Source organism: Glycomyces halotolerans, assembly GCF_054779575.1.
Genome location: NZ_BAAGXZ010000002.1, coordinates 171,702 through 198,311, shown reverse-complemented (window position 1 = coordinate 198,311; position 26,610 = coordinate 171,702). Strand labels below are relative to the sequence as shown.

General features: G+C 70.1%; 21 protein-coding genes and 1 pseudogene. 11 read left to right on the top strand and 11 right to left on the bottom strand.

Annotated elements, in window-relative coordinates; all coding sequences use genetic code 11:
- Nucleotides 1-103: 103 nt before the first annotated feature.
- A pseudogene (locus tag ACYVL2_RS02845) lies at nucleotides 104-451 on the top strand (DUF1877 family protein); the annotation flags it as partial.
- 72 nt (nucleotides 452-523) lie between these two features.
- On the opposite strand, the gene ygfZ reads toward ACYVL2_RS02845, so the two are convergent.
- Together ygfZ and ACYVL2_RS02835 are read right to left on the bottom strand one after the other, a co-directional pair.
- Nucleotides 524-1,585 (bottom strand): YgfZ/GcvT domain-containing protein, encoded by a 1,062-nt coding sequence (gene ygfZ / locus ACYVL2_RS02840; protein ID WP_460539987.1) that lies wholly within the window; start codon nucleotides 1,583-1,585, stop codon nucleotides 524-526.
- Nucleotides 1,582-2,022: a Fur family transcriptional regulator gene (locus tag ACYVL2_RS02835; RefSeq protein ID WP_460539985.1), complete on the bottom strand. Its 441-nt coding sequence runs from the start codon at nucleotides 2,020-2,022 to the stop codon at nucleotides 1,582-1,584. The genes ygfZ and ACYVL2_RS02835 overlap by 4 nt, the downstream gene beginning before the upstream one ends.
- Nucleotides 2,023-2,060: 38 nt before the next feature.
- On the opposite strand from ACYVL2_RS02835, the gene ACYVL2_RS02830 reads away from it, so the two are divergent.
- Complete coding sequence (locus tag ACYVL2_RS02830) at nucleotides 2,061-2,915, top strand: aminotransferase class IV (protein ID WP_460539983.1); 855 nt, start codon at nucleotides 2,061-2,063, stop codon at nucleotides 2,913-2,915.
- 304 nt (nucleotides 2,916-3,219) lie between these two features.
- On the opposite strand, the gene ACYVL2_RS02825 is transcribed toward ACYVL2_RS02830, so the two are convergent.
- From ACYVL2_RS02825 to ACYVL2_RS02815, 3 genes are all read right to left on the bottom strand, one after another.
- On the bottom strand, nucleotides 3,220-4,581 hold the full coding sequence (locus ACYVL2_RS02825; RefSeq protein WP_460539981.1) for an FAD-binding oxidoreductase: 1,362 nt from the start codon (nucleotides 4,579-4,581) through the stop codon (nucleotides 3,220-3,222).
- A gap of 45 nt (nucleotides 4,582-4,626) precedes the next feature.
- Complete coding sequence (locus ACYVL2_RS02820; RefSeq protein WP_460539979.1) at nucleotides 4,627-5,592, bottom strand: serine hydrolase; 966 nt, start codon at nucleotides 5,590-5,592, stop codon at nucleotides 4,627-4,629.
- Nucleotides 5,593-5,928: 336 nt separating this feature from the next.
- Complete coding sequence (locus ACYVL2_RS02815) at nucleotides 5,929-6,795, bottom strand: hypothetical protein (RefSeq protein ID WP_460539977.1); 867 nt, start codon at nucleotides 6,793-6,795, stop codon at nucleotides 5,929-5,931.
- 415 nt (nucleotides 6,796-7,210) lie between these two features.
- Here ACYVL2_RS02815 and ACYVL2_RS02810 point away from each other — a divergent pair, with 415 nt between their 5' ends.
- Nucleotides 7,211-9,223, top strand: a complete 2,013-nt coding sequence (locus ACYVL2_RS02810; protein ID WP_460539975.1) for a hypothetical protein — start codon at nucleotides 7,211-7,213, stop codon at nucleotides 9,221-9,223.
- A 3-nt stretch (nucleotides 9,224-9,226) separates the two neighbouring features.
- Here ACYVL2_RS02810 and ACYVL2_RS02805 read toward each other — a convergent pair whose 3' ends face one another.
- Complete coding sequence (locus ACYVL2_RS02805) at nucleotides 9,227-9,673, bottom strand: PAS domain-containing protein (RefSeq protein ID WP_460539973.1); 447 nt, start codon at nucleotides 9,671-9,673, stop codon at nucleotides 9,227-9,229.
- A 107-nt stretch (nucleotides 9,674-9,780) separates the two neighbouring features.
- Here ACYVL2_RS02805 and ACYVL2_RS02800 point away from each other — a divergent pair, with 107 nt between their 5' ends.
- Complete coding sequence (locus ACYVL2_RS02800) at nucleotides 9,781-10,986, top strand: arginine deiminase (RefSeq protein ID WP_460539971.1); 1,206 nt, start codon at nucleotides 9,781-9,783, stop codon at nucleotides 10,984-10,986.
- 45 nt (nucleotides 10,987-11,031) lie between these two features.
- On the opposite strand, the gene purD is transcribed toward ACYVL2_RS02800, so the two are convergent.
- Nucleotides 11,032-12,252 (bottom strand): phosphoribosylamine--glycine ligase, encoded by a 1,221-nt coding sequence (gene purD, locus ACYVL2_RS02795; protein WP_460539969.1) that lies wholly within the window; start codon nucleotides 12,250-12,252, stop codon nucleotides 11,032-11,034.
- Nucleotides 12,253-12,340: 88 nt separating this feature from the next.
- Here purD and purB point away from each other — a divergent pair, with 88 nt between their 5' ends.
- The 4 genes from purB (at nucleotide 12,341) to purL (ending at nucleotide 17,094) form a co-directional block, all read left to right on the top strand.
- On the top strand, nucleotides 12,341-13,759 hold the full coding sequence (purB, locus tag ACYVL2_RS02790; RefSeq protein ID WP_460539967.1) for an adenylosuccinate lyase: 1,419 nt from the start codon (nucleotides 12,341-12,343) through the stop codon (nucleotides 13,757-13,759).
- Nucleotides 13,760-13,865: 106 nt separating this feature from the next.
- Nucleotides 13,866-14,132 (top strand): phosphoribosylformylglycinamidine synthase subunit PurS, encoded by a 267-nt coding sequence (gene purS / locus ACYVL2_RS02785; protein WP_460539965.1) that lies wholly within the window; start codon nucleotides 13,866-13,868, stop codon nucleotides 14,130-14,132.
- Complete coding sequence (purQ, locus tag ACYVL2_RS02780; RefSeq protein ID WP_460539963.1) at nucleotides 14,129-14,812, top strand: phosphoribosylformylglycinamidine synthase subunit PurQ; 684 nt, start codon at nucleotides 14,129-14,131, stop codon at nucleotides 14,810-14,812. Before purS ends, purQ begins: the two co-directional genes overlap by 4 nt.
- Entirely contained in the window at nucleotides 14,809-17,094 is a 2,286-nt protein-coding gene (gene purL, locus ACYVL2_RS02775; RefSeq protein ID WP_460539960.1) for a phosphoribosylformylglycinamidine synthase subunit PurL, read from the top strand. Before purQ ends, purL begins: the two co-directional genes overlap by 4 nt.
- A gap of 101 nt (nucleotides 17,095-17,195) precedes the next feature.
- Here the strand turns inward: purL and ACYVL2_RS02770 are convergent, their stop codons facing one another.
- The gene (locus ACYVL2_RS02770; RefSeq protein ID WP_460539958.1) at nucleotides 17,196-17,531 is read right to left on the bottom strand and encodes a sterol carrier family protein; all 336 of its coding nucleotides are present in this window, start codon (nucleotides 17,529-17,531) and stop codon (nucleotides 17,196-17,198) included.
- Between the two features lie 208 nt (nucleotides 17,532-17,739).
- Here ACYVL2_RS02770 and ACYVL2_RS02765 point away from each other — a divergent pair, with 208 nt between their 5' ends.
- From ACYVL2_RS02765 to purM, 3 genes are all read left to right on the top strand, one after another.
- Nucleotides 17,740-19,701 (top strand): carboxypeptidase-like regulatory domain-containing protein, encoded by a 1,962-nt coding sequence (locus tag ACYVL2_RS02765; RefSeq protein ID WP_460539956.1) that lies wholly within the window; start codon nucleotides 17,740-17,742, stop codon nucleotides 19,699-19,701.
- Between the two features lie 248 nt (nucleotides 19,702-19,949).
- On the top strand, nucleotides 19,950-21,455 hold the full coding sequence (purF, locus tag ACYVL2_RS02760) for an amidophosphoribosyltransferase (RefSeq protein WP_460539954.1): 1,506 nt from the start codon (nucleotides 19,950-19,952) through the stop codon (nucleotides 21,453-21,455).
- Nucleotides 21,389-22,531 (top strand): phosphoribosylformylglycinamidine cyclo-ligase, encoded by a 1,143-nt coding sequence (gene purM, locus ACYVL2_RS02755; RefSeq protein ID WP_460540201.1) that lies wholly within the window; start codon nucleotides 21,389-21,391, stop codon nucleotides 22,529-22,531. The genes purF and purM overlap by 67 nt, the downstream gene beginning before the upstream one ends.
- Here purM and ACYVL2_RS02750 read toward each other — a convergent pair.
- From ACYVL2_RS02750 to ACYVL2_RS02740, 3 genes are all read right to left on the bottom strand, one after another.
- Nucleotides 22,503-23,483, bottom strand: a complete 981-nt coding sequence (locus ACYVL2_RS02750) for a phosphatase PAP2 family protein (protein ID WP_460539952.1) — start codon at nucleotides 23,481-23,483, stop codon at nucleotides 22,503-22,505. The genes purM and ACYVL2_RS02750 overlap by 29 nt on opposite strands.
- Before the next feature lie 267 nt (nucleotides 23,484-23,750).
- A complete protein-coding gene (locus tag ACYVL2_RS02745; RefSeq protein ID WP_460539950.1) occupies nucleotides 23,751-24,998 on the bottom strand; it encodes an Hsp70 family protein in 1,248 nt (415 codons plus the stop codon).
- An 89-nt stretch (nucleotides 24,999-25,087) separates the two neighbouring features.
- Complete coding sequence (locus ACYVL2_RS02740) at nucleotides 25,088-26,596, bottom strand: Hsp70 family protein (RefSeq protein ID WP_460539948.1); 1,509 nt, start codon at nucleotides 26,594-26,596, stop codon at nucleotides 25,088-25,090.
- Between the last annotated feature and the right edge of the window lie 14 nt (nucleotides 26,597-26,610).

The following is a 26,610-nucleotide window of genomic DNA, read 5'->3' as shown; positions in this document are numbered from 1 at the left end:
GGCCCGCGATGAGACCCGGCTCGGAATCGGGCGAACCGTCGCATCGATGCATTAGCTTCGGTTGCGGGACTGCGGCGGTCGAAGAGAAAGTAGGAACGATCCGGTGGTCACGACCATTTCTTTCACCAAGGTGACGCCCGAGGAGCTCGCCTGGGCCCAGCAGCTGGACGACGACGCGATCGATGAGTTCCTCTGGTCGAAGGACGAGGACGGTGAGGTCAGCGGCAATCTCGACAAGGCCGGTAGGTACCTTCAGCCGCTCTTCGAAGTCGCCGGTTTGGAGGTGGACCTGCGCGAGGACGGCGACATCATGGGTGAGGAAGCCGTCTTCTTCTCGTGGTCGCAGCAGCTGGTCGCTTCGACCGCCGAGCGGCTCCGCTCGATGCCGTTCGAGCGCCTGGAGTCGCATCTCGACGCGGACTACGGCAAGAAGCGGTATGTGCGGGAGTACTACGGCAGGCTAGTGGCGTTCTTCGAAGATGCGGCGGCGTCCAAGTCGGCGGCGATCATGATGTATGCCGTGTTATTGCGCCGCCGCCTGCCCGGCCACGTCGAATCGGGCGTCGGGATCGGCGGCCGCGCCACGCCGGAGCATCGCCAAGGCGATCTGTCCCTCCTCGTAGTGCTGCACGGCCGTGCCGACGAATCCGACTTCCTTGCCGTTCAAGGTGACCGGCGTTCGCGGTGCGGGCGGGTGCTCGTCGCTGCCGTCGAGGTGCAGGCGCGTGAGCCTGCGGGGCGGCTGCCCGAGGTGGTGGACCTTGGCGACGGTCTCCTGTCCGCGGTAGCAGCCCTTGTCGAGGTGGACGGCGCCGGCCAGCCAGGCCGGGACCTCGTGCGGGACGGTGCGCTCGTCGGTGTCGACGCCGAAGCGGGGATGTCCGGCGGCCACGCGCAATGCGTCGAAGGCCCAGGAGCCGGCCGGGGTCTGCTCCATTTGCTCGACCATGTCCGGGAGCGAGTCGTCGCGCGGGACCAGCCAGTCGACGGTGTGGTCCCCGAGCGCGTCGGTGCGGCGGACCCATCCCGCGTCCGGAAGCGCCTCGCCGGGGTTGACCGCGGTGGGCACCGCTTGGAGATCCTTGGCGGCGAACTTCGCGACCGGCACCGGTTGATGCGTGGGCGCGGGGCGGGTGTCGTCGCCCGACCCCAGGATCAGGGTGAGCATCGCCCATTCGGCGCTGACCTCGCGGACGTCGACTTCAGTGCGGAACTTCATGAGTTCGAGGAATTTCAGCAGGGCCTCGCCGCGGCCGGGCTCGGTGTCGAGCCAGGCGGTCTCGCCGTCGTCGTAGACGTTCGCGTGGTGTTCGATCCGGCCGGTCGGCGACAGGAACAGCGTCTCGGTGCCCTGGTGCGGCCGCAGGCTGGTGAGGTGCTGCGTGGAGAGCGAGTGCAGCCATTCGAGTCGCGGTTCGCCGCTGACGGCGATGATCTCCCGGTCGGAGCGGTCGAAGATCGCCCCGGTCTCGGCGGCTTTGCGCTGTTCGACGAGCGGGCTGCCGTAGTGCCAGGCGATGCGGCCGGCCTCATTGGCGACGGCGCCGGGGAGATTGAGCAGCGGGGACGGCGTGGTCTCGGTCATTGGCGCTTCTCCAAGCATTCGGCGCAGGTCCCGAACACGGCGACGTGGCCGACGTCGAGGACGAATCCCGTCCTGTCGGCCACTGCTCTGCGCGCGTCCGAGAACACCGCTGGTTCGACTTCGGTGATCCGTCCGCAACGGTGGCACACCAGGTGGGCGTGCCCCCGGTCGCCGGCCGGATGGTAGGTGGGGGCGCCGTGCGAGAGGTGGGTGTGCGAGACGAGCTGGAGCTCTTCGAGCAGGTCCAGCGTGCGGTAGACGGTGGTGATGTTCACCCCGTCGACCTGGTCACGGATGCGTTCGTGGATCTGCTCTGGCGTGGCGTGCCCGAGGGCGTGCACCGCTTCGTGCACGAGTTGCCGCTGCGCGGTCATGCGCATGCCTTTGGAGCGCAGCACCGCCGACAGTTCCGTGTCTGACTCGGCTTCGGTGGGCATGCCTGAATCGTACTTCCCATCAGGAGGAGAATGACTTCATGGCAACAGTTACAGCAGTACTGCACCGAGGAGTCGTCGACTCCGACGAGCCGATCCTGTGCGCCGACGATCTGGGCGTGCTCCGCGGCGACGGCGTGTTCGAGACCATCAACGTCCGTGACGGCAAGGCGTTCCTGCTCGACGAGCACCTGGCGCGGATGGCGAACTCGGCGCGGCGCATGGAGTTCGATCTGCCGCCGGCCGAGGCGATGGCCGGTCTGGCCGAGCAGGCCTTGGAGGCGTGGCGGGCGACCGGCGCCGGCGAGGGCGCGCTCCGCTTGATCGCCACGCGCGGCCGCGAGCACGGCGGTCCCCCGACGGTGTTCGCCACGATCGACCCGGTGCCGCGGGAGCGGATCCTGCCGCGGCGGGACGGGTTGAAGGTGGCGACGGCTTCGCTGGGGGTGAATGCCGATGCGCGGGGGGAAGCCCCGTGGCTTCTAGGAGGGGTCAAGGCGCTGTCGTACGCGACGCAGATGGCGGTGACGCGCTGGGCGAAGGCCCAGGGCGCCGACGACGCGCTGTGGGTCTCTGCCGACGGCTACGCGCTGGAGGGGCCGACCTCGTCGCTGCTCTGGCTCGACGGCGAGACACTGTGCACGACGCCGGTCTCGACCGGGATCCTGCCGGGGACCACGAGCGCGTTCCTGCTGGAGAAGGCCCCGAAGGCGGGGCTGAAGACGGCCGAGCGGCTGGTGTCGGCGGAGGCGCTCAAGGGGATGGCCGCGGTCTGGCTGTCATCCTCGGTCCGAGGTGTGGCCTTTATCACACAAATCGATGGAGTACAAGTTGCTCAACGCTCGGATGTCACCGCTGAGCTGCACAAACTCGCCGGATTTGAGGTTCCTTCGTAACGGTTTAGCATCGATTCACAGGCTTTTCCCAGCCTTGCCACAGGCCGCGCTCAGAGACGCCCCTCATAGTAAGAATCGTTCCGGTCACGCCGACACGCCGAACAGAGGGACATGGGCAGTCTTCTGGGAGGCACGGAACAATCCGGGGGCACATAACCGGTCAGGGCAATCGGGCACAGCTCGACCGGTGCCAATGAAAAGTGGAGCTCCTCCACTTTATCGGGGCCGCAGCGAATGGGCAAGCGCTGCGGCCCCATTACTCTGTCGCGGAACGGACACGAATCCGTATACGAGCGGGCGACCGCTACCGGGCCAGCACCTTCCCGGGATTGAGGATCCCCTGTGGATCGAGGGCGTCCTTGATGCGGCGCTGCACGGCGAGGTTCACCGGATCCAATTCGCGCGCAAGCCAATCGCGTTTGAGCATGCCCACGCCGTGCTCGCCGGTGATGGTCCCGCCCATCTTCAGCGCCATTTCGAGGATCTCGTCGAAGGCCGCACCGCCGGCCGCCATCGACCGCTCATCGGCCGGATCGACGACGATGTTGGGGTGGAGATTTCCGTCACCGGCGTGCGCGATCACCCCGATGACGACGCCGTGCCGCTCCGCGGCGGCCTGGACGCCGTCGAGTGCCTCGGCCAGACGCGACCGCGGCACGGCCACGTCGTCGACCAGGACCGTTCCCAGCCGCTCCATCGCGTGGTAGGCGGCGCGCCGCGACTCCAGGAGCGCGTCAGCCTCGGCGGCGTCGGTGGCCCGGTAGACCTCGGTCGCGCCGGCGCCCTCGCACAGCCGCTCGATCTCGGCCAGCTCGGCGACGGGATCGGTGTCGGCCGCCACCAGCAGCAGTGCCGCGGCGTCGGTCGGCAGGCCCATCGGCCGCAGGTCCTCCAGCGCCCGCAGGTGCACGTTGTCGATCAGTTCGAGCAGGCTCGGCTGCGTGCCCGCGGCCATGATCGAGGTGACCGCCCGCCCCGCGGCGGCGGTGGTGTCGAAGACGGCCGCCAAGGTCAACCGGTCCGCGGGGACGGGACTGAGCTTGACGGTCGCCTCGGTGATGATCCCGAGGGTGCCCTCCGAGCCGCAGAACAGCCGCACCAGGTCGTACCCGGCCACGCCTTTGGCGGTCTGCCGCCCGCAGCGCATGACCTCCCCTGAGGACAGGACGACCTCGAGGCCGAGCACGTATTCGGCGGTGACGCCGTATTTGACGCAGCACATGCCGCCGGCGGCGGTGGCGATGTTGCCGCCGATGGTCGAAATCTGCCACGAACCGGGATCGGGTGCGTAGCGCAGCCCGTGATCGGCGGCGGCCTTGGAGATGTCGGCGTTGCGGACGCCCGGCTGACACACGGCGATCCGGTTGACCGGGTCGAGCGAGAGGATCGTGTCCATCGAGGAGACGTCGAGCAGGATCGCTCCGTCGACGGCGGTGGCCGAGCCGGCCAGTCCGGTTCGCGCCCCTTGAGCGACCACCGGGACCGACAGCTCGCTGGCGACGCCCATGACCGCGGCGACTTCCTCGGTCGAACGGACCCGCACCAGCGCGACGGCCCGCCCGGGCTTGACGAGCGTCGCATGGTCGACCGAATGGGAGGCGATCACATCGGCGTCGGTGATGGCGGTGAGGCCCGCGTCGTCCAAAGCGGAGAACAGATCTCTCATACGGCCATCCTATATCCTATAGGATATATAGTATAGGCTTCGCGCTCAGGCGTACGGGTCGGTGTCGATGACCTCTCGGGCGATCTTGGCGAGGTCCTCGGCCAGCGTGACCCCGGCCGCTTGGGAGTACGAGCCGCCGGTGAGGATCGCGATGCCGATCGGCGAGTCGGTGTCGCCGCCGATGACGCCGATGGAGTTGACCACCCAATCGCCGCCGAGCCGGTCGCGCGTGTCCCAGCCGTTCTTCATCCAGACCGTCTCGCCCTCCTCGGCCGCCGCGGCGACGCCCCAGTACTGGAAGTCCGCCAGGTCGCCCATGAGCTCGCGCGCCAGCGCGGCCTTCTCCTCGGTGAGCACGCCCTTGTCGAGGGCGTGGTCGAGGATCGCGAGCTGGTCGATCGCGCTGGTCTGCGTCAGGCCCCAGCGCTCGGTCTCGTGCGGGACGGTGTGCTCCAGCGCCAGCAACTCGTGCGCCTCGCGCATCGTCGCATGCCCGTCGAGCAGTCCGAACAGGATGCTGTTGGTCGCGTCGTTGTCGGATTCCTTGATCATCCGCTCCGCATCGCCGATGACCCAGCCGGGGATGTCCTCGACCGTCTCGTACTCCAGCAGCAGCATGATGAGGATCTCGACCTTGACGATCGAAGCGGTGTCGTGCAGCTCCGCGCCGTTGTAGTCCAGACTGAACTCCTCGTCGGCCACGGCGATCGACACGTAGAGGTTCTCGTCGTCGATGTCGGCCAGGTAGTCCTCGACGGCCGTCTCGAGTTGGTCCTGCAGCTGCTCCTCGGCGGCGGCGTGCAGTTCGGCCGGATCGGGACGCACGCTGGCGTCGGCCAATTCCGATTGGTCGACCTGCGATCCGGGCAGCCGCGCGTCGGCGGAACCGCCGGAGCCGCCCGCTTCCGAGGCGAAGTCGCCCAAGTGGAAGATCGTGGCGGCGATGACGGCGACCGCCGGAACGGCTAGGTAGGGCCAGAGCCGCCGTGAGTTTTTTGACTTTGAGGTCACAGCTGGGGTACCTGACTCTAAGGCTGGGGGAGCGTTGACAATAGGACTTCGGCCCACGCTAAAGCAGGCGCCCAAGTCGCGACAAGCCGGGTAGAAGGCGAGATGGGTAACACTTGAGTAACGCTGCGAACCCCGGAACGCTCGCATACACGGCATGATGGGCCGTGAGGCACTGGACAAGGCGCTCGTTGTGGGACCTGGGGAGGAAATGACCACTGCGATTACCGAGCTCAGTGCCTCACGGAGACTCCATCATGCAGGGCCCGGGCCGGTCCCCGGTCCAGGGAGCGATGCCGCCGGAACGGCGACGGCGCTCACATCGTGTCTCGCGGTCGCTCATGCGGTCGCCCGCTGCCGCAGGATGGTGCGCATCACCGCGGCGCTGACTCCCACCAGGCAGACGATCGCGACCAGGGCCAAGAGGCCGCTCGCGCCGTCGGAGACCGCCTTCGGGTCGACCGCGGCGACCTCCTCGCCGGCCGGGGCGAACTCGGTGCCTCCGGCGGCCCCGTCGTCGGACGAGCCGAAGGAGCTCACCGTCTCCTCATCGGAGACTTCGGCCTCCCGGTCGATCTCCGTGCCGTTCTCCGAGTCGTCCGACCGCGTTCCCTGGAAGTCGGGATTCGAGTCCGCCCCGGCGGCGTCGCCCTCGTCCGAACCGCCGCCGCTCGAACCGGCCTCGGAACCGGAATCGTCGCTTGAGGACGAACCGGTGCTCGGCAGCTCGGCCGCCGACGGACTCGGATCGACGCTCGCATCGTCGGAATCGTCGTCCGTATCGGGAGCGTCGACCACGATGACCTGCGCGGAGCTGTAGTCGGCGAACAGGCCCCGGCAGTTCGGGACCATGGCGACCTCGGCCGACTCGTTCATCGCGAGGACCTGCGTCGAGCCTTCGGAGACGTCGTAGACGTCCCCGCCGACATGCAGATCGGCGTCGGTGCCGAGATTGTTCGTGAAGCTCACCCGCGACCCCTCGGCCACCGTCACCTCGTCGGCGTCCGGATCGGAACTGGGCGCGAGCACGCCGAGCGTGCCGCAGCCGCCGCTGAAGGCGATCGAGCCCGAACCGCCGGCCTCGGGCTCGTCGGCGAAGGCGATGCTCATGCCGGCCGCGCCTCCGACGGCGAGCATGGAGGCGGCCGACAGCGCCGCCAACCGCGACTTGCGCCGCTGCGCACGGCGCTCCCGAGCCTCTCGCACCGGCGGAGCCACCCGCCCGTCGTTCACCGGGTAGGGCAGCGGCGGGCGCGACTCAGCCCGTCGAGCCTGCCTGCGACTCTCAAGCTTCGCCGTGGCCGACTCCCCGAACTTCATGGCGTGTCTTCCCATGCCTGCGACTCTCCAACCGCGGTCCGTGCGCGAACCGGTCTGCTCGATTGCGGGTTTCACGTCTCAACCTCGTTCAACGAGCGGAGGATCGAAAAGTGACGGCCCCCTCGGCCGCCGATTCGCGAGCCGACGGGACCGGACGGCGGCGCGAACCGACCCCGGCGAATCCCGAATCGTCCCCCCGCACCGGACCCGCGACGCTCGGCGATGCTTCCGAGCCGCGACTTTGCTCTGTCCGTAGGATGTGCGTGACACGACCACCTCGAGACGGCGAGATTCCTCTCTCATGGCGATCACCGACAAAGCACCCGCACCAGGTGACGGATCCGAGCCCGAGTCCGGGACCGGTCTCGACGAGCCTCCCGAACCGGCAGCGGACCCTGCCGTGGCCCAAGCGCCCGAACACGCCGCGCCGGCCGACCTCGGGCACGCCGAAACGGCCGAGACCGAAGACCGGACCGAGCCGCACACCGAGCCCGACACCGACCGGTGGCGGCGATTCGCCGCCGGCGGCGACACCCTCGTCGACACCGCACCGGCGACCGGTCCGCACCGCCCAGGGCCGCTCCGCCGCCTCGCCCGTCTCGCCTTCCGGGCCGCCACCGGCGAATGGACCGCCGCCGCGCTCTTCAGCGCGCTCCTGTCGGTGGCCATGACCTGGCCGCTGGCCCGCGACGTCAACAAGGTCATCCCCCACGACCTCGGCGACCCGCTGCTGCTGACCTACACCCTCGGCTGGGTCGGCCACTCCCTCCGCGAAGACCCCGGCGGGATCTGGGACGCCAACGGCTTCTGGCCGTCACGCGACTCCTACCTCTTCACCGACACGCTGCTCGGATACGCGCCGGCCGCACTGTTCGCCACCGACACCACCAGCGCGCTCATCGTCTACAACGTCCTCTACATGGGGACGTTCGCGCTGGCGTTCCTCGGCGCCTACGCGCTGCTGCGCCAGCTCGGCGCCCGCATCGCCGGTTCGGCCGTCGGCGCGGCCGCCTTCGCTTACGCCCCCTGGAAACTCGGCCAGGCCGGGCACCTCCAGGTGCTCTCCTGCGGCGGCATCGCCCTGGCTTTGGCGATGCTGGCCCGCGGCCACGGGTGGTCGCTGCGCGGCGGCCTCAGGCCCGAACGCCAGCGCCCCGGCTGGATCGTCGCCGGATGGCTGGTCGCCCTCTGGCAGTTCAGCATCGGCGCGGGGCTGGGCATCCCGTTCGTCTACCTCCTGCTCGGCATCGGCGTGGTCACCGGCTTCTTCTGGCTGGCGAAGCGTCCGAAACTGCGCTGGCGGACACTGGCGGCCGACGGCTTCGGCGGCGTCGTGTTCAGCCTGGGCGTGCTGTGGATCGCCGACAAGCACGCCGTGGTCGCGCGCGCCCACCCCGAGGCGATCCGCGACCTCGACTACATCGGATGGTTCAGTCCGACCTGGCAGAGCTTCGTCATCGCCCCGCCGGAGTCGCGCCTGTGGGGCGCGGCGCACGCGGCGGCGCGGGAGGACCTGACCTGGCCGCCGGAGCAGGCGCTGCTGGTCGGTTTCACGCTGCTGTCGCTGGCGCTGGCGGGGATGGTGTGGTCGGCCTGGAGCCGGTGGCAGCGGTTCTGGCTGGCGCTGGGCGTGGGCGTCACGGTGGCGCTCGGCATGGGCCCGAACTTCCTCGACGACGGCGCGTGGGCGTGGGCGCTGCTGTACGACTACGTTCCCGGGTTCGACGCGATCCGGACGCCGGGCCGGCTGGTCATCTACATGACGCTGCTGCTGGCGATTCTGGCAGCGGGGACGCTGACGCGCATCGCCGATGCCGCGGACGCGGTGGCGCACGAGGCGCGGGTCGACAAGCGCCTGGTGGTGCGGGCGCCGCGCCGGGTGCACGCCCTGCTGTTCCTGCCGATCGCTCTGGTCCTGGCCGAGGGCTTGACGGTCGCCGAGCGCCATGTGCCGCCGGAGGCGCCGGTGGCGATGTCGCAGCTCGACGGGCCGGTGCTGTTCCTGCCGTCGGACGGGCGGGACACCAGGGTCCAGTACTGGAGCGTCGACGGGTTCGTGGACATGGCCAACGGCGTCTCGGCGTTTACTCCGGACGAGCAGGCCGCGATCAAGGAGTTGTCGAAGGACTTCCCGAGCGCCGAGTCGATCGGGTCGCTGCAGGAGGCGGGCATCGAGACGGTGGTGGTGGTCCCGTCGTGGCTGCCGGGCAGCGAGTGGGACGGGCTCGATTACGAGACCGATCCGTTCGGTGTGGACGTGGAGCGCGAGGACGACGCGGTCGTCTACCACTTGGGCGGGGACTCCAGGTCCTGACCGTCAGGCGGGGCCGACCGGGGTGACGAAGGCGAGTGCCCCGACGGCGTCGAGTCCGGGCGGTGAGTGCAGCGGCGAGGCGACGACGTCGAAGGTGCGGTGGACGCCGCCGATTTCGATGCGCATGAGGCTCCGCTCGAGCGCGTCGGTCTGCAGCGCCTGCACCGGCGCCAGCCGCGCCAGTTCGGCGTCGTTGAGGGGCTCGGCTCCGGCGGTGAAGTCGAGGAACCTGACCCCGCAGGTGAGGAACCGCGGCTGCCTGGCGTGGACGTCGTCGGGGAGTCCGAGCAGTTCCCGGCCGGCCGGGGAGACCGCCATGATCCTGGTGTCGGCGGCCAGCAGCAGGCACGCGTCGGTACTCGCGCACACCGCGGCGCGCCATGGCACGAGACCGGGATGGAGGTGTCCGCCATCGGTGCCGGGTGCGGTGGCGCGGAGTGGGATGACCAATTCGAGTGGTGTCAATGGGTATCCCGAGGGCTAGTCGTCACGCTCAGTCGATTCACGTTAACAGAGAAAAGTTGATCTTTGGTGGCAGTGCCTCTATTGTCTGGATCATGAGTTCGACTGAACGATCGTTCGGCGTCGATTCTGAGGTGGGTCGTCTGCGGAGCGTGATCCTGCATCGGCCCGGCGGCGAGCTTCGCCGTCTGACCCCTCGCAACAACGGCGCGCTCCTGTTCGACGGCATCCCGTGGGTCGAGCGCGCGCAGGCCGAGCACGACCGGTTCGCGCGCACGCTGCTGGACCACGGTGTCGAGGTCCTCTACGTGGGGGCGCTGCTCACCGAGTGCCTCTACCTGCCCCGGGCCCGCGAGGAGGTGATCTCCTCGGTCGCGTCCGATCCGCGTCTGGGGCAGATCCTCGGGCGCGAGCTGCAGGCGTACCTCGCCGACCTCGACCCCGAGCGGCTCGCCGCGGTCTTGATCGAGGGTCTGACCAAGGAGGAGTTCGGCTCGTCGCACAGTCTGCGCCACCGGCTGATGCGGGGCACCGACTTCGTGGTCGATCCGCTGCCGAACATGATGTTCACCAGGGACTCGTCAGTGTGGATCGGCGACGCGGTCGCCGTCACGAGTCTGGCGATGCCGGCCCGGCGGCGGGAGACGGCTCTGACGGGCGTCATCTACCGCCACCACCAGCGCTTCGCCGAGGTGCCGAAGATCTACGACCCGTCGCTCGAGCATCTCGAGGGCGGCGACGTCCTGGTGCTGGCGCCGGGGGTGCTGGCGGTCGGCGTCGGCGAGCGGACCACCCCGGCCGGGGTCGAGCGGCTGGCCGGACGGGTCTTCGAGCGCGGCACCGTCCACACCGTGCTCGCGGTGCCGATCGCGCAGCGGCGGGCGACCATGCACCTGGACACGGTCTGCACGATGGTCGATGTGGACCGCATGGTCATGTACGCCCCGGCGGAGCGGCGACTGGAGGCGTACACGCTGCGGCCCGACGGCGAGGAGGTGTCGATCGAGGGTCCGCGCCGCTTCATCGACGCGGCGGCCGACGCGATAGGCGTCGAGGGCATCGAGATCATCCACACCGGAGAGCGCGACGTGGTCACCGCCGAACGCGAGCAGTGGGACGACGGCAACAACACCCTGGCGCTGGCTCCCGGGATCGCGGTCGCCTACGAGCGCAACGCGGTCACCAACGCCCGCTTGGAACGCGCCGGCATCAAGACGATGACGATCCCCGGTTCGGAACTCGGCAGCGGCCGCGGCGGCCCCAGGTGCATGTCGTGCCCGATAGGGCGCGACCGGGTGTAGCGGGTGACCGATAGGGCGTGACCGCCGATGGAGCGACCGAGCCGGTCAGATGCCGGAGGCGATGTCGGTGCGGTAGTGGGCGCCTTCGAGTTTGACGCCGTCGGCCAGGGAGTAGGCCGCGGTGCGGGCCTGCGCGACCGAGGCGCCCGTGCCCACGCAGTTGACGACGCGACCGCCGGTGGCGATCAGCTGCCCTGAGGAGTCGAGGGCCGTTCCCGCGTGGAGCACGCCGTCCTCGTCGGCGCCGTAGACCGGCCTGCCGGTGACGGTCTGCTCCGGGTAGCCCTCGTTGGCGACCACCAGGCACACCGCGGCGCCTTCGCGCCACCACAGCGGCCCGAAGTCGTCGAGCCTGCCGGTCGCGGCGGCGTGGAGGAGTTCGCCGAGCGGTGACTCCAGGAGCGCGAGCACCGCCTGGATCTCCGGGTCGCCGAAGCGGGCGTTGAACTCCACGACCTTGAGGCCCCCCGCGGTCAGCGCGAGTCCGCAGTAGAGGGTGCCGACGAACGGGGTGCCGCGGCGGGCGAGTTCGTCGAGGGTCGGCTCGGCGACCTTGGACATGACCTCGGTGACCAGGTCGTCGGGCGCCCACGGCAGCGGCGTGTAGGCGCCCATGCCGCCGGTGTTGGGCCCGGTCCCGCCGTCGCCGACGCGCTTGTAGTCCTGCGCCGGAAGCATCGGGCGTGCCGTCTTGCCGTCGGTGACGACGAACAGCGACACCTCCGGGCCGTCGAGGTACTCCTCGATGACGACCCGTTCGCATTCGAGGGCGTGGGCCAGAGCGGTCTCGCGGTCCTCGGTGACGATGACGCCCTTGCCGGCGGCCAGTCCGTCGTCCTTGACCACGTAGGGGGCGCCGAACTCGTCGAGCGCGGCCTCGGCCTCCTGGCGGGTCGTGCACGTCCGCGCCTCGGCGGTCGGCACGCCGGCGGCGGCCATGATCTCCTTCGCGAAGGCCTTGGAGCCCTCGATGCGGGCCGCTTCGCGGCCGGGCCCGTAGACGGGGATGCCTTTGGCGCGCACCGCGTCGGCGACACCGGCCACCAGCGGGGCCTCCGGGCCGACGATCACGAGGTCCGCGGCGGTGGTCACCGCGAGGGAGGCGACCGCGGCGGGGTCGCCGATGTTCAGCCGCACGCACTCGCCGAGCGAGGCCAGGCCCGGGTTCCCGGGGGCGAAGATGAGGGTGTCTACGGATTCGTCGGCGGCCAGGGCCACCGCCAAGGCGTGCTCGCGGCCGCCGGAACCGATCAGGAGTACTCGCACACGCACAGTTTACGGGGTCGCCACGTGCTGGTTAACAGGCGCGCCGACACAGCGGGCGCTCGCGCGCGCACGATGTCATGATGGCCGCGTGACTCCGAATGTGCTCGCCGAGCGGTACGCCTCGCAGCAGATGCGCGACATCTGGGACCCGGTCGGCAAGATCAAGGCCGAGCGCCGCCTGTGGCTGGCGGTGCTGAAAGCGCAGCACGAGCTGGGCGTGACCGTCCCCGAGGGGGTGATCGCCGACTACGAGCGAGTGGTCGACCAGGTCGACCTGGACTCGATCACCGGACGCGAGCGCGTCACCAAGCACGACGTCAAGGCCCGCATCGAGGAGTTCAGCGACCTCGCCGGCCACCAGCACGTGCACAAGGGCATGACCAGCCGCGACCTGACCGAGAACGTCGAGCAGATGCAGGTGCGCCGGTCCCTCGAAGTCGTGCGCGACCGCATGGTCGCGGCGCTGGTGCGCCTGGCCGCCCGCGCCGAGCAGCACCGGGACCTGGTCATGGCCGGGCGCAGCCACAATGTTCCGGCCCAGGCCACCACGCTCGGGAAGCGTTTCGCCTCGTGGGCCGAGGAGCTGCTGGCCGCCTACGAGCGGGTCGAGGACCTGCTTCGCCGCTATCCGCTGCGGGGCGTCAAGGGCCCGGTCGGCACTTCCCAGGACATGCTCGACCTGTTCGGCGGGGACGCGTCCAAGCTCGCCGACCTGGAGCGGCGCGTCGCGAACCATCTCGGATTCGAGCGGGTCATGGACTCGGTCGGCCAGGTCTACCCGCGCTCGCTCGACTACGAGGTCGGTTCGGCCCTCGTCCAGGCCGTCGCCGGGCCCGCCGGCGCGGCGCTGACGATCCGCCTCATGGCCGGCGCCGAGTTGGCGACGGAGGGTTTCGTGGCGGGTCAGGTGGGCTCTTCGGCCATGCCGCACAAGATGAACACCCGCTCCTCCGAGCGCGTCGGCGGTCTGGCGGTGGTGGCCCGCGGGTACGCGGCGATGCTCGGCGAGCTGGCCGGCGACCAGTGGAACGAGGGCGACGTGTCGTGCTCGGTGGTGCGCCGGGTCGCGCTGCCGGACCTCTGCTACGCCGTCGACGGTCTTTATGAGACTTTTCTCACCGTTCTGGACAACTTCGGCGCCTACCCGGCTGTCATCGGCGCCGAGCTCGACCGGTACCTGCCCTTCCTGACCTCGACAAAGGTCCTCATGGAGGCCGTCAAGCGCGGTGCCGGGCGCGAGGACGCGCACGAGGCGATCAAGGAGCACGCCGTCGCGGTGGCGCGGGCCATGCGTGAGGAGGGCCTCCGTGAGAACGACCTTTTCGATCGGCTCGCCGCCGACCAGCGGCTGCCGATGGACCGGGCGGCGCTGGACTCCCTGGTGGCCGATACGAGCGAATTCGTTGGCGCAGCGGCGGATCAGGTCGAACGTGTCACCGAAAGAGTGGCGGTCGCGGCGAAGGCCCACCCTGAGGCCGCGGCCTACCGGCCCGGAAACATCCTATGATTAGCTGTGACGTGGCACCGACGCTCTGAGCGCGTCGCTGGCCCTGGTCAGACACCGTGAATATTCTTGGTCGTGTCCCGTCCATGTGACCGACAGGAGTGCGACCGTGGCCCGTGTAGTGGTCGACGTGATGCTGAAACCCGAAATCCTCGACCCCCAGGGCGAGGCCGTGCTCGGGGCGCTGCCCCGCCTCGGTGTCGACAAAGTGGCATCGGTTCGGATCGGCAAGCGCGTCGAGATCGAGTTCGCCGATGACGCGACCAATATCGAGGAGCAGTCGCAGGTGATCGCCGACCAGCTTCTGGCGAACCCGGTGATCGAGAACTTCCACATCGCCGTCGAAGACCAGACGCCCGCCGGAGAGGCCGCATGAGCGCCCGCATCGGCATCGTGACCTTCCCCGGCTCGCTCGACGACCGCGACGCGGCCAGGTCCGTGCGCCTGGGCGGGGCCGAGCCGGTGTCGCTGTGGCACGACGAGGCCGTCCTCAAGAACGTCGACGCGGTGATCCTGCCGGGCGGGTTCTCCTACGGTGACGCCCTCCGCTGCGGCGCGATCGCCCGCTTCAGCGAGGTCATGGGCCTGGTCGCCGACGCCGCCAAGGGCGGCATGCCGGTGCTGGGCACCTGCAACGGCTTCCAGGTGCTGTGCGAATCGCACCTGCTTCCCGGCGCGCTGGTGCGCAACGCCCACCTGCGCTACCGCAACCGGCCCGCGCGGCTGCGGATCGAGACGAACAAGACCGCCTGGACCGCCGAGTTCGACGACGGCGCCGAGGTGGTCTTCCCGGCCAAGCACGGCGAGGGCCGCTTCGTGGCCGACGAGGCGACGCTCGACGAGCTCGAGTCCGCCGGCCGCGTCGTCTTCCGGTACCTCGACAACCCGAACGGATCGATGCGGGACATCGCCGGGGTGTCGAACGAGGCGGGGAACGTCGTCGGCCTCATGCCGCACCCCGAGCACGCCGTCGAGGCGCTCACCGGCCCGTCCACCGACGGGCTCGGCGTGATCGCCTCGGTGCTGGCCAGTCTGAGCGAGGGAGCCGACCGATGACAAGACATCTGCTCAACGCCGTCGTCGACACGGTCGGCGTGGCCGCCGCGACCCCCGACGAGAAGCAGCCGTACCACGAGCTCGGCCTCAAGGACGACGAGTACGACCGCATCCGCGAAGTGTTGGGCCGCAGGCCCACCCAGTCGGAACTGGCGATGTACTCGATCATGTGGTCCGAGCACTGCTCGTACAAGTCCAGCAGGGTCCACCTGCGCCAGTTCGCGCAGAAGAACCCGAAGACCGCGCGCCTGCTGGCCGGGATCGGCGAGAACGCCGGCGTGGTCGCGATCGACGAGAACATCGCGGTGACGTTCAAGGTCGAGTCGCACAACCACCCGTCCTACGTCGAGCCGAAGCAGGGCGCGGCCACCGGCGTCGGCGGCATCATCCGCGACATCCTCGCCATGGGCGCCAGGCCGATCGCGGTCATGGACTCCCTGCGCTTCGGCGACGCCGACCACCCCGACACCGCGCGGGTCCTGCCCGGCGTGGTCGACGGCGTGGGCCACTACGGCAACTGCGTGGGCCTGCCGAACATCGGCGGCGAGACCGTCTTCGACCCCAGCTACCAGGGCAACCCGCTGGTGAACGCGCTGAGCGTCGGCGTGATGCCGCGCTCGCGGCTGCAGTCGATGCAGGCCAGCGGGGTCGGCAACGTGGTGATCCTCTTGGGCGCCAAGACCGGACGCGACGGCATCGGCGGCGTCTCGGTGCTGGCCAGCGCCACCTTCGAGGAGGAGGACGACTCCGACTCGAGGCCCAGCGTCCAGGTCGGCGACCCCTTCACCGAGAAGCTGCTCATCGAGTGCTGCCTGGAGCTGTTCGACGCCGGCCTGGTGGTCGGCATCCAGGACCTCGGCGGGGCGGGCCTGACCTGCGCGCTGTCGGAGACGGCGGCGGCCGGCGACGGCGGCATGCACGTCGACCTCGAACTGGTCCCGCTGCGCGCCGAGGGCATGGAGCCGCACGACATCCTCGCCTCGGAGTCGCAGGAGCGCATGCTGCTCATCGTCGACCCGGCCGAGGCCGAGGCGGTGCTGGCCCGCGCGCGGCGCTGGGGCCTGCTGGCCACGGCGATCGGCGAGGTCACCGACTCGGGTCGGCTGGTGATCGACTACCACGGCAAGACGGTGGTCGACGTGCCGCCGGCGAGCCTGGCCGACGAGGGCCCGGTGTACGAGCGGCCCGTCGCCGAGCCGAACGACTTGGCGCTCATCGCGGTCGACCGGGCGGAGACGCTGCCGCGTCCGAGCACCGACGAGGAGATCCGCCAGACCGTCCTCGACATGGCGGCCAGCCCGAACCTGTGCGACCGCACCTGGATCACCGAGCAGTACGACTCGTCGGTGTTCGGCAACACGGTCCTGGCGACTCCGCACGACGCGGGCGTGCTGCGGCTGGACGAGAACACCGGCACCGGCATCGCGATCTCCCTGGACGGCAACGGCCGTTACGCGCGGCTCGACCCGTACACGGGGGCGCAGCTGGCGCTGGCCGAGGCCTACCGGAACGTCGCGGTCACCGGGGCGACGCCGATCGCGGTCACCGACTGCTTGAACTTCGGCTCCCCGGAGGACCCGCACGTGATGTGGCAGTTCGAGCGGGCCGTGACGGGGCTGGCCGACGCCTGCCAGTTCCTGGGGATTCCGGTGACCGGCGGCAACGTGTCATTCTACAACCAGACCGGCCGCGAGGCGATCCACCCGACGCCGGTGGTCGGCGTGCTCGGCGTGATCGACGATGTCTCGCGGCGTATTCCGCTGGGGCTGGGCGGCACCGGTGACACGATCGCGCTCATCGGCACCACCGCCGAGGAGCTGTCGGGTTCGGAGTGGGCCTGGGCGACGCACCGCCACCTCGGCGGCGTTCCGCCGGAGGTCGACTTGGACCACGAGATGAAGCTCGCGGACCTGCTGGTGCGGCTGGCGTCCACCGAGCAGCTGTCGGCCGCGCACGACCTGTCCGAGGGCGGGCTGGCGCAGGCGCTGGTCGAGGCGATCGTGCACTCGGGGATGGGCGCGCAGATCCTCCTGCCGGAGGGGACCGACCCGTTCACCTACTTGTTCAGCGAATCGTCGGGGCGCGTCATGGTCGTGATCCCGCGCGGTCAGGAGCTGGCGGTGCGCGGCGCCTGCGAGCAGCGGGGCCTGCCGATCACTCCGCTGGGCGTGGCCGACGCGAACACCGACGGCCTGCACCTGCGGGACCACTTCGACATCGGGCGCGACGAGCTCGAGGCGGCCTGGAAGGGCCGCATCGGCACCAAGCTCGGCGAAGCGTGAATCCTATATGATATAGGATATATCCTATAGGGACTGCGGCCCCGTCTCGTTCGAGGCGGGGCCGTTCACTTTTCCGCCGTTCACCTTCTATTAATAAGGCATCAGAGCAACGGCAGGTGGTCCGACAGGTCGGCCCGCACGCCCGAAGCCGAGACCTGGCCGTTCGCCACCGCTTCGGCGAAGGACCTCCTCCCGGCGGCCAGTTCGAGGAAGGCGACCGGGTCGCATTCCACGACGTTCGGCGGAGTGCCGCGGCGGTGCCGGGGGCCCTCGACGCACTGCACCGCCCCGTACGGCGGCACCCGTACCTCGACCGAATGCCCAGGTGATCGCTCCGCCAGCCGCCGCAGCAGTTCGCGGACCGCCGCCTTCAGCGTCTCGCGGTCGGGCCGCTCGTCGTTGTCGAGCGCGGCAATGGCGTCTGCCACAGCGTCCATAGGGTTCCCTTCCAGGCGGGTTAGACTTCGCAGGGCGGCGCCGTGCCTATCGGCGCGCGCCGCTGTGCTCGAACCCGCGTCCCGTAATCGAATTGAGACCAGGCATAGTGGCGTCGACGACCCGCGACCGTGGGTGAGTCGTGCCTTGCCGAGGTGAGCTCGCGAGCCGAACGTAAGTGCTGGAAGGCATGCCCAGGAGGGGATGTAGATGACTGCCGCAGAGGCCGATCCGAGCTGGACCAAGACTAACGTCTCGGGGTCCCAGCGGAGGTCCCAGGGTCGCCTGCGCGCGCGCCTCGCCGGGCTCGCAGCGCTCTTCGGCGTGCTGCTCGGCGCCTTCGCCCTACCCTCCACGGCGCAGGCTCAGGACGCCGTGTCGGCGTGGATTTCCGCCGGCCACAACTCGTACATCGACATCGGCGGCGCCCCCGCCGTCGTCACGGTCACGGTCCAGCCGAACTTCCAGCCCGGCCAGGGCCCCAAGCACGCCACCATCAAAGCCTCGCTCTCGGGCCTCGACGGCTACGTCATGCTCGACACCGACGGCGGCGACTGCACTCGCACCGGCCCCGACCACGTCACCTGTGAGACGATCACCGCGAACGAGGGCCAGCGGAACGTGCAGTTCGCGCTCTCGCCGGCCACCGAGTCCGACATCCCCGAAGGGGAGACCAAGCAGGGCGAGCTCAAGCTCGATTACGGCGGCGACGCCAAGGGCAACGAGAAGACCACGATCACCGTCGCCGGCCACCACCAGGCCGGTCCCAAGTCGGTCACGCAGATCAACGGCACCGTCACCTCCAACGCCGAACCGGTCGCCGACGCCAAGGTCGTCCTCACCGACGGCGAGGGCACCACCCACGAGACCACGACCGGCGGGGACGGCGCCTACGTCTTCCAGGGCAACGACCAGGACAAGTACATCGCTCCCGGCGACATGAAGCTGACCGTGACCAAGGACGGCTTCGAGGAGCTCGTGCAGGAGTTCCAGGTCATCGAGGGCACCAGCTACCAGCAGAACGTCACCTTGGCCCAGGTGGAGAGCGAGCCCGAGGAGACCACCGAGGCCGCCAGCGAGGAGCCCTCCAGCGCGGCGCCGTCGCCCTCGGCCGCGGCGAACGAGGACGACGGCGGCATCTCAGGCACCTTGCTGACGCTGATCATCATCGGCGCGCTGCTGGTCCTCGGCGGCATCGTCGGCATCGTCTTCCTGCTGCGCGGCGGCAAGGACGACGACGATGACGACCCCAAGGAGAGCTTCGCCGACGGTCCGCCCGAGCATCAGCCGACCGCGGCCCAGGTCGGCAGCCCCGGCGTCTACCAGGCCGGTCCGGCCCCCGGCGCCGAGGCGCCCACCATGATCCACAACGGACCGCTGGTCCAGGACCAGGAGGTCGGCGCCTACGGGGCTCCGGCCGGCGGGTTCGGGCCCGCCTACGGCAACGACGACTCGACGCAGGTCATGCCGCAGGCCGGAGGCCCGGCGGCCCCGCCGCCGCCCGCCGTCGGCCCCAACGACACCCAGATCCTCTCGACGGTCAAGGGCCTGGACAATCCGTCGAGCGCTCCCGGCGTGCCGAGCGCCCCGCACGGCCCCGGCGGCGACGCCACCCAGGTGATGCCGCAGGCCGGAGGCCCGGCCGCGCCGCCGCCGCGTCCACCGCAGAGCCCGTACGCCGAGCCGAACTACGGCGCGCCGGCGGCGCCGAGCCCGGCGCACACCCAGCCGCACCCGTCGCCCTCGCCGACGCCGCCGCCGGTCGGCTCGTCGATGTTCGAGCCGCACAATCCCGACCTGGCCCCCGGCTCGCAGCCGCCGGTCTCGCGTGACCCGTACGCGCCTCCGGTGCACCAGTCGCAGCCGAACCCGGCCGCGGACCCGTACCCGGGCCAGGCGCCGAGCCGGGACCCGTACGCTCCCCCGGCGCAGCCGAGCGCGCCGCCGGCCGGGCCGTACACCCCGCAGCCGACCCAGGCGATGCCGCAAGGCGGCTACGTCTCGGAGCCGATGTACGGCTCCCAGCCGCAGAGCGGGCCGCCTCCGTCGCCGTACGCGGCGGACCAGCCGCAGCAGCCCGAGGGCGAGAGCCCGCAGGGTTCGCATTACCGGCGCGACGACGAGGAGCGCAAGGGCTGGGGCGAATGGGACGACCGGCCGCGTTCGTGGTGACAGGCCCGCTGCCTGCGCGGACTCCGCCGGTCCGGCGGGCGCAGTGGCCCCTGTCGCTCGATCGGGATGGTGGCCGCGGCCGTGCCGTCGGATAGACTGTGACTAGGCAGGTCCCGCCGGATCTGCCGAGGTGCAGCCTGCGAGCCATATTTTCGCCCGGTGACGGCGAATCGTGCGAGCCATAGATTTGTACGGGCATGGCGAAGCTTGCGAGCCATGGTCTCGCCCCAGCCAACCGAGGAGTTGCAGTGACCCGAGGTGACGGTCGTCTCACCACGGAACTCGATCCCGACCAGCCCGGCCCTCGCGACGCCTGCGGCGTCGTCGGCGTCTGGGCTCCGGGAGAAGAGGTTTCGAAACTCACCTACTTCGGGCTGTACGCGCTGCAGCACCGCGGCCAGGAGGCCGCCGGAATCGCCGTCTCGGACGGCTCCCGCACCGTCGTCTACAAGGACCTCGGCCTGGTCGCGCAGGTCTTCGACGAGTCCACGCTCGCCCCGCTCCAAGGGCATCTGGCCATCGGCCACGCCCGCTATTCGACGACCGGGGCCTCCACCTGGGAGAACGCCCAGCCGACCATCCGATCCACGTCGGCCGGAACCGCGATCGCCTTGGCGCACAACGGCAATCTCGTCAACACCGCCGATCTGCTCGAGGAGGTCGACCGCCTCGGCATCGACATGGGCGGCACCACCTCCGACACGCACCTGATCACCGCGCTGCTGACCGCCCGCCCCGACGAGTCGGTCACGGCCGCCGCCGAGCGCGTGCTGCCGCAGCTGCGCGGCGCCTTCTGCCTGGTGTTCATGGACGAGAACACCCTCTACGCCGCCCGCGACGCGCAGGGCGTCCACCCGCTGGTCATCGGCCGCCTCGCCCGCGGCTGGGCCGTGGCCTCCGAGACCGCCGCGCTCGACACCATCGGCGCCACCTTCGTGCGCGAGGTCGAGCCCGGCGAGATGATCGCCATCGACGAATACGGGCTGCGCTCGACGCGCTTTGCGAACCCCGAGCCGAAGAACTGCCTGTTCGAGTACGTCTACCTCGCCCGCCCCGACAGCAATCTGGCCGGCCGCAACGTCTACGCCACGCGCGTGGAGGTCGGCCGGACCCTCGCCGGGGAGCATCCGGTCGACGCCGACCTGGTGATCGGCGTACCCGAGTCCGGCATCCCCGCCGCGGTCGGCTTCGCCGAGGCCTCCGGCATTCCCTACGGCCAGGGCTTCACCAAGAACTCCTATGTGGGGCGCACCTTCATCCAGCCTTCGCAGTCGCTGCGGCAGCTCGGCATCCGTCTCAAGCTCAATCCGCTGGTCGACCAGATCCGCGGCAAACGCCTGGTCGTCGTCGACGACACCATCGTGCGGGGCAACACGCAGCGCGCGATCGTGCGGATGCTGCGCGAGGCCGGCGCGGTGGAGGTCCACATCCGGATCTCGGCGCCGCCGGTCAAGTGGCCGTGCTTCTACGGCATCGACTTCGCCACCCGCGCCGAGCTCGTCGCCGGGTCGCTCGAGGTCGACGGCATCCGCGCGCAGATCGGGGCCGACAGCCTCGGCTACGTCTCGCTCGAGGGGCTCACCCTCGCCTCCGAGCAGCCCGCCTCCAGGCTCTGCAAGGCCTGCTTCGACGGGGAGTATCCGATCGAACTCCCCGGAGCCGACCTGATCGGCAAACACCTCCTCGAATCGCCGGAACCGCCCCAGAAAGCCGAGTCAGCCAGCACTTCAGTGCGGGAAGGGACCACAGCGTGAGCCGCGGCACCACCACTCGAAAGACCATCTCGTACGCCTCCTCGGGCGTCGACATCAACGCCGGCGACCGGGCCGTCGAGGCCCTCAAGCCGTCGATCCGCAAGACCGCCCGACCCGAGGTCGTCGGCGGGATCGGCGGCTTCGCCGGGCTGTTCGCCCTCGACGTCGAGAAGTACACCAAGCCGCTGCTGGCCTCTTCGACCGACGGCGTGGGCACCAAGCTCGTCATCGCCCAGAAGCTCGGCATCCACGACACGGTCGGCATCGACCTGGTCGCGATGGTCGTCGACGACCTGGTCGTGTGCGGGGCCGAGCCGCTGTTCCTGCTGGACTACATCGCCACCGGGCAGGTCGTGCCCGAGAAGATCGCCGACATCGGTGCGGGCATCGCCGACGGCTGCCGCTACGCCGGCTGCTCGCTCATCGGCGGTGAGATCGCCGAGCACCCCGGCGTGATGAAGGCCGACGACTACGACATCTCGGCCACCGGCGTGGGCGTCGTGGAGGCCGACGCCCTGCTGGGCCCCGAGCGGGTCAAGCCCGGTGACGTCGCGATCGCGATGCGCGCCTCGGGGCTCCACTCCAACGGCTTCTCGCTGGTGCGCGAGGCGCTCTTCGGCGTCGGCAAGATGGATCTGGGCACCGAGGTGCCCGAGTTCGGCCGGCAGCGCACCCTCGGCGAGGAGCTGCTGACTCCGACGCACATCTACGCCAAGGACTGCCTGGAGCTGGCCAAGGAGTGCGACGTGCACGCCTTCGCCCACATCACCGGCGGCGGCATCGCCGGGAACCTCGTCCGCTCGATCCCCGAAGGCATGACGGTGACGGTCGACCGCTCCACCTGGACGCCGAACCCCGTGTTCGACGTCGTCCAGCGCACCGGCGAGATCGGCGACGAGGAGATGGAGCGGACCTTCAACATGGGGATCGGCATGGTCGCCGTCGTCTCCCCCGACCAGGTCGACCGTTCGCTGGCCGTGCTCACCGCCCGCCACGTCGAGGCCTGGACGATCGGCGAGGTCGCCGAAGGCGAGGACGGCGTCAAGCTCACCGGGAACTATCGGAAGGCTGAGTAGGCAGCGGCACCGCCTCGAGCCGTTTGGCGGCCCGGATGCTCAGCAGCAGCCAGATCAGGCCGATCAGCGGCAGGGCCGCGGCCGAGATCAGGGCCGGGACCAGCGGCAGGGTCGGCGTGATCATCACTCCGACGATCAGGAGCGTGGAGATCAGGATGGTCTTGCGCCGAGCCGGGTCGAAGACGCGCAGCGGCCCCAACGGTATGTCGTGCCAGGCGACGCGTTTGGCGGCGCGGACGATGATGATGCCGAGGATGAATCCGGCCGGCTCGTCCAGCAACCAGTGCTGTCCTGAATAGACTTGGCCGGTGGCGACGAGGATCGGGGGCGCGAACAGCAGCGTCAGCCGCAGCCACCGCGGCATGATCCCGCCGACGAGCATCACGATCAGGCCGAACAGCAGCACCGTGTTGACCGCGTGCCCCGAGGGGTACGCCGTGGCGTCGGTGATGGCCCCGCCGCCTTCGGGGTGATAGGTGAACAGCATCGCGCCTTCGGGGGAGACCTCCGCGAGCCGGTAGGGGTGCTGCGACAGCGGCCGGCCCAGCAGGTGCTTCATGCCCAGGATGATCGCCAGCGTGATGAACGAGAGCACGTACATCAGCAGCGGGCGGATGCTCCGGGAGCGGAGCGCGCACCAGACCGCGAAGGCGAGCGTGACGGGTGCGACGAACTTGGCCTGCCCGAGCAGCGCCGCCGTGCGGCCGGCGTCCCAAAGCCACTGGACCTTGTGGTCGATGACCCAGGTCCGCACCTCGAAGTCGAGCGTGACCAGCGGCGAGGGGAAGGTCAACAGCGCGGTCATGGCCAGGAAGACGGCGAACAGCGTCAGGTCCGGCCACCAGCTCTTGGGTCGCTCTCCGTAGGGCTCCCAATCGAACCAGCCGACGGGGATGTAGCGCCGCAGCGGGGTGACGAGCTGCTTGACGACGGCGTCATCGCTGACGGTCACCCCGCGGTCTTTGACTCGGGCGCTCCGCCGCACGGTCGCGGTACGGTTCGATTCGGATGGCATACCTGGATATTCGCTTGTGAAGATGAATTCTGTTGTGTTCACAGCCGAACTGGGCCGAATTTGTTATCAGGTCGGTATATATGGTGTGGTTTGCGACGCATCACATAGGGAGCTTCGACCTGTTGCGGCACTGCTCGACGGCTCACACCGCTCATGCGTCGCTCTCATGTGATCATTGCGCTTGCGCAACGCCCGCATCATTGGTCAACTCTCGCATTCGTCGGTGTCACCTCCGGTGTAGACGAAGGTGATGAGGACGTGGTCGTCCGGAGCGCCGCGGGCGCCCGCCGCCGGCTCCTGCTCTATCACCTCGCAGTCCGAATGCGTCCAGTCGAACAGGCCCCTGGGTTCGCCTTCCATCGCCACATTGGAGAATCCGGCCTCGGCGAGCGCTTCCCGCGCTTCGGCGGTCGAGAGTCCGGTCACCTCCGGCATCGTCGCCGCCGTTCCGTTCTCCGGTGTCGGCTCGGCGTCGTCGCCGGGAGTCGGCGCTTCGGGCTCGGAGTCGCGGTTCTCGGTGACCACCGGCGACGGGGCCCCTCGCACCGCTCCGTCGCCACCGCTACCGGTCTCTGGCTCGTCGGTCGCCGGATCGGACGGCGTCGGCGACTCGGCCCGGTCGGTGCCGGTCGGGGTCTCCTCGGCCCTCACCGCTTCGGTGTCCGGTGGATAGAGGTTCCCGAGGCGGGTGCTCAGGACCGTGGCGACGACGACGGCCAGTATCGAGGCCGCTGCGATGAGCCCGATCCTGCGGAGCACGCGCCTGTCGCCGGGATTCGAGTCGCCGGCGGGGGCCGAGGACACCGGCCGCGGATCGCCGCCCGCCGCGGGAGAGTCAAGGCGCATCGGCTCGACGCCGAGCCGCTCGCGCAGCACGGCGGAGATGAGCGGCGTGCGGCTCGCGCCGCCGGTCAGCAGGACACCGGCCACGTCGGCGGGGGCCGCTTCGGCATCGTCCAGCACCGTGGTGAGCAGCTCAACGGTCCGCTCGACCGGCTCGGCTATGCGCTCCTGGAGTTCCTCGCGCGTGAGCAGCAATTCGATCTCGGTGTGCGGCAGGGTGAGCCGGGCATGGGATTCGCTCGAGAGGTACTCGCGGACGCGCTTGATCTCGTGGAGGGAGGCCGCACGCAATTCGACGTCGGTCAGATCGGCGGGCCGGTCGACGCGTCTCCAGAACTCCGGGTCGGCGTCGCGGTGGCGGCCGGACAGGTAGGCGAGGAGGAGTTCGTCGAATTCCAGGCCGCCGACCGCGTCGGTGCCGCCGGCGGCCGCGACGACGTGCCGTCCGCCTTCCGACCGGATGACGGTGATGTCGCACGAGCCGGCGCCGAGGCGGTAGACCACGAGGGCCGCCCCGGGCGGAAGCGAGCTTCCGCCCGCCTCGGCGTAGCGGGCGCCGGCGGCCTCGGGGTCGATCCCGGCCGCGCGGGGGTGGGGGTCGGATCGCATGCGCCTGAGTCTATTGACCACTGACCGGATGCTTCGACCCGCCTTGTGAGGTTTCGACCGTTCAGGCCAGTCTGGACGGAACATGGGATTCAGCAGGTGTCGTTGCCGATGTAGGAGTAGGTGATGGTGATCCGTTCGTTGTGGGAGGCCCTCGCGCCGCCGGCCGGATCCTGCTCGGTGACCTCGCAGTGCTCGCTGGCGGGTCCCTCGGTCGTCCGCCGGTAGCCCTGCTCGATGACGTTGATGAATCCGGCGTCGGCGAGGATCCGCTCGGCGTCCGCGAGCTGCTCGCCGGTGACGTCGGGAACGGCGGCGGCGGTCGGGGAGGACTCCTCGGGTTCTTCGTCCGGGGTGCTCGCGGTCGGCGTGCTGTCGCCGGAAGGGCTCGGGACCGATTCGGGGGCCGGTGGATCGGTCGTCGCCGTCTCGGCGCCGTCGGGAGTCGCGGGCTCCGCGGCGTCGTCGGGTGCGGCCGACTCGGCCGGGCTCGATTCGGTCGCTTCGACGGTGGCCTCGGCCTCGGAGGTCGCTTCGGGGAGCGGACCGAGTTCGCGCAGCTCGGTGGAGTTGCCGCCGACGTCGTCGATGCCGGACGGGGCCTCCGAGAGCAGCTGGACGGTCACCACCGTGGCGATCCCGAACAGCAGCGCCAGTATCGCCGCCAGGAGTCCGAACGGCCGCAGCGAGCCCGGCCTGAGATCGGACCCGCCCCCGGGCGGCGCCGCCGGGCCCGGTGCTTCGGCGGCGACGAGGGCGGCGCCTTCGGCCGCGGCCAGCTCGGGCATGTCCGGCAGCAGCGGCTCGACGCCGAGTCGCTCACGCAGCATGGCGGCCACCGGCGGGGTACGGCTCGCGCCGCCGATGAGGAGCAGCGCGAGCGGTTCGCGCGGGCCGACGCCCGCCGCGTCGAGCGTCTGCTCCACCAGGGATATCGTCCGGGCGATCAGCTCGGCGAGCACCCGGTCGAGCTCCAGGCGGGTCACCGTCAGTTCGATCCCGCACTCGGAGACCGTCGCGGCAGGACGGTCGGTAAGCTGCTCGCGGGCGCGCCGGACCAGATCGAGCACCCTGGTCCGCAGCACGACCTCGTCGGGGTCGTCGACGCGGTTCCAGAATCCGCGGTCGGTCGCGCGCTGCTTGGCCGAGAGGTGGTCCAGCAGGGCCCGGTCGAAACGGCGTCCGCCGACCGCGTCGGTGTCGGCGGCGGCGTGGACGGTGAAGCGGTCGCCGTCGCGGCCGACGATGCCGACGTTGCAGGAGGCGGCGCCCAGACTGTAGACGACGAGCCAGGTGCCCGGTTCCAGCTCGCGACCGGCGACTTCGGTGTAGTAGCGGGCGGCCGCCTCGGGTTCGGGCACGAGCTCGGCCTGCGCGAAACCCGCGTGAGCGGCGGCCTCGAGGTGCGCCTGCCTGCGGGCGGCGTCCCAGGACGCCGGCACGACCAGCGCGGTCGGCGCCGTGCCGTCGGTCTCGATGTGGTCGGTGCCGGCGTCGACCAGTCGCAGGTGCGGTCGGTCGTCGCCGCGGCGGACCATGACCGTGGCGGTCGTCGTGCCGAGGTCGATTCCGACCGCTGCGGACCCAGAGACGGTTTGCATAGACGTGAGTCTAT

What these genes read in the sequence shown, in the direction of transcription:
- ACYVL2_RS02740 (WP_460539948.1), bottom strand. Translation starts at nt 26,596, where the DNA reads ATGCAAACCGTCTCTGGGTCCGCAGCGGTCGGAATCGACCTCGGCACG.
- ACYVL2_RS02830 (WP_460539983.1), top strand. Translation starts at nt 2,061, where the DNA reads ATGGCAACAGTTACAGCAGTACTGCACCGAGGAGTCGTCGACTCCGAC.
- purQ (WP_460539963.1), top strand. Translation starts at nt 14,129, where the DNA reads ATGAGCGCCCGCATCGGCATCGTGACCTTCCCCGGCTCGCTCGACGAC.
- ACYVL2_RS02835 (WP_460539985.1), bottom strand. Translation starts at nt 2,022, where the DNA reads ATGCCCACCGAAGCCGAGTCAGACACGGAACTGTCGGCGGTGCTGCGC.
- ACYVL2_RS02770 (WP_460539958.1), bottom strand. Translation starts at nt 17,531, where the DNA reads ATGGACGCTGTGGCAGACGCCATTGCCGCGCTCGACAACGACGAGCGG.
- ACYVL2_RS02800 (WP_460539971.1), top strand. Translation starts at nt 9,781, where the DNA reads ATGAGTTCGACTGAACGATCGTTCGGCGTCGATTCTGAGGTGGGTCGT.
- ygfZ (WP_460539987.1), bottom strand. Translation starts at nt 1,585, where the DNA reads ATGACCGAGACCACGCCGTCCCCGCTGCTCAATCTCCCCGGCGCCGTC.
- purL (WP_460539960.1), top strand. Translation starts at nt 14,809, where the DNA reads ATGACAAGACATCTGCTCAACGCCGTCGTCGACACGGTCGGCGTGGCC.
- ACYVL2_RS02745 (WP_460539950.1), bottom strand. Translation starts at nt 24,998, where the DNA reads ATGCGATCCGACCCCCACCCCCGCGCGGCCGGGATCGACCCCGAGGCC.
- ACYVL2_RS02765 (WP_460539956.1), top strand. Translation starts at nt 17,740, where the DNA reads ATGACTGCCGCAGAGGCCGATCCGAGCTGGACCAAGACTAACGTCTCG.
- ACYVL2_RS02825 (WP_460539981.1), bottom strand. Translation starts at nt 4,581, where the DNA reads ATGAGAGATCTGTTCTCCGCTTTGGACGACGCGGGCCTCACCGCCATC.
- ACYVL2_RS02810 (WP_460539975.1), top strand. Translation starts at nt 7,211, where the DNA reads ATGGCGATCACCGACAAAGCACCCGCACCAGGTGACGGATCCGAGCCC.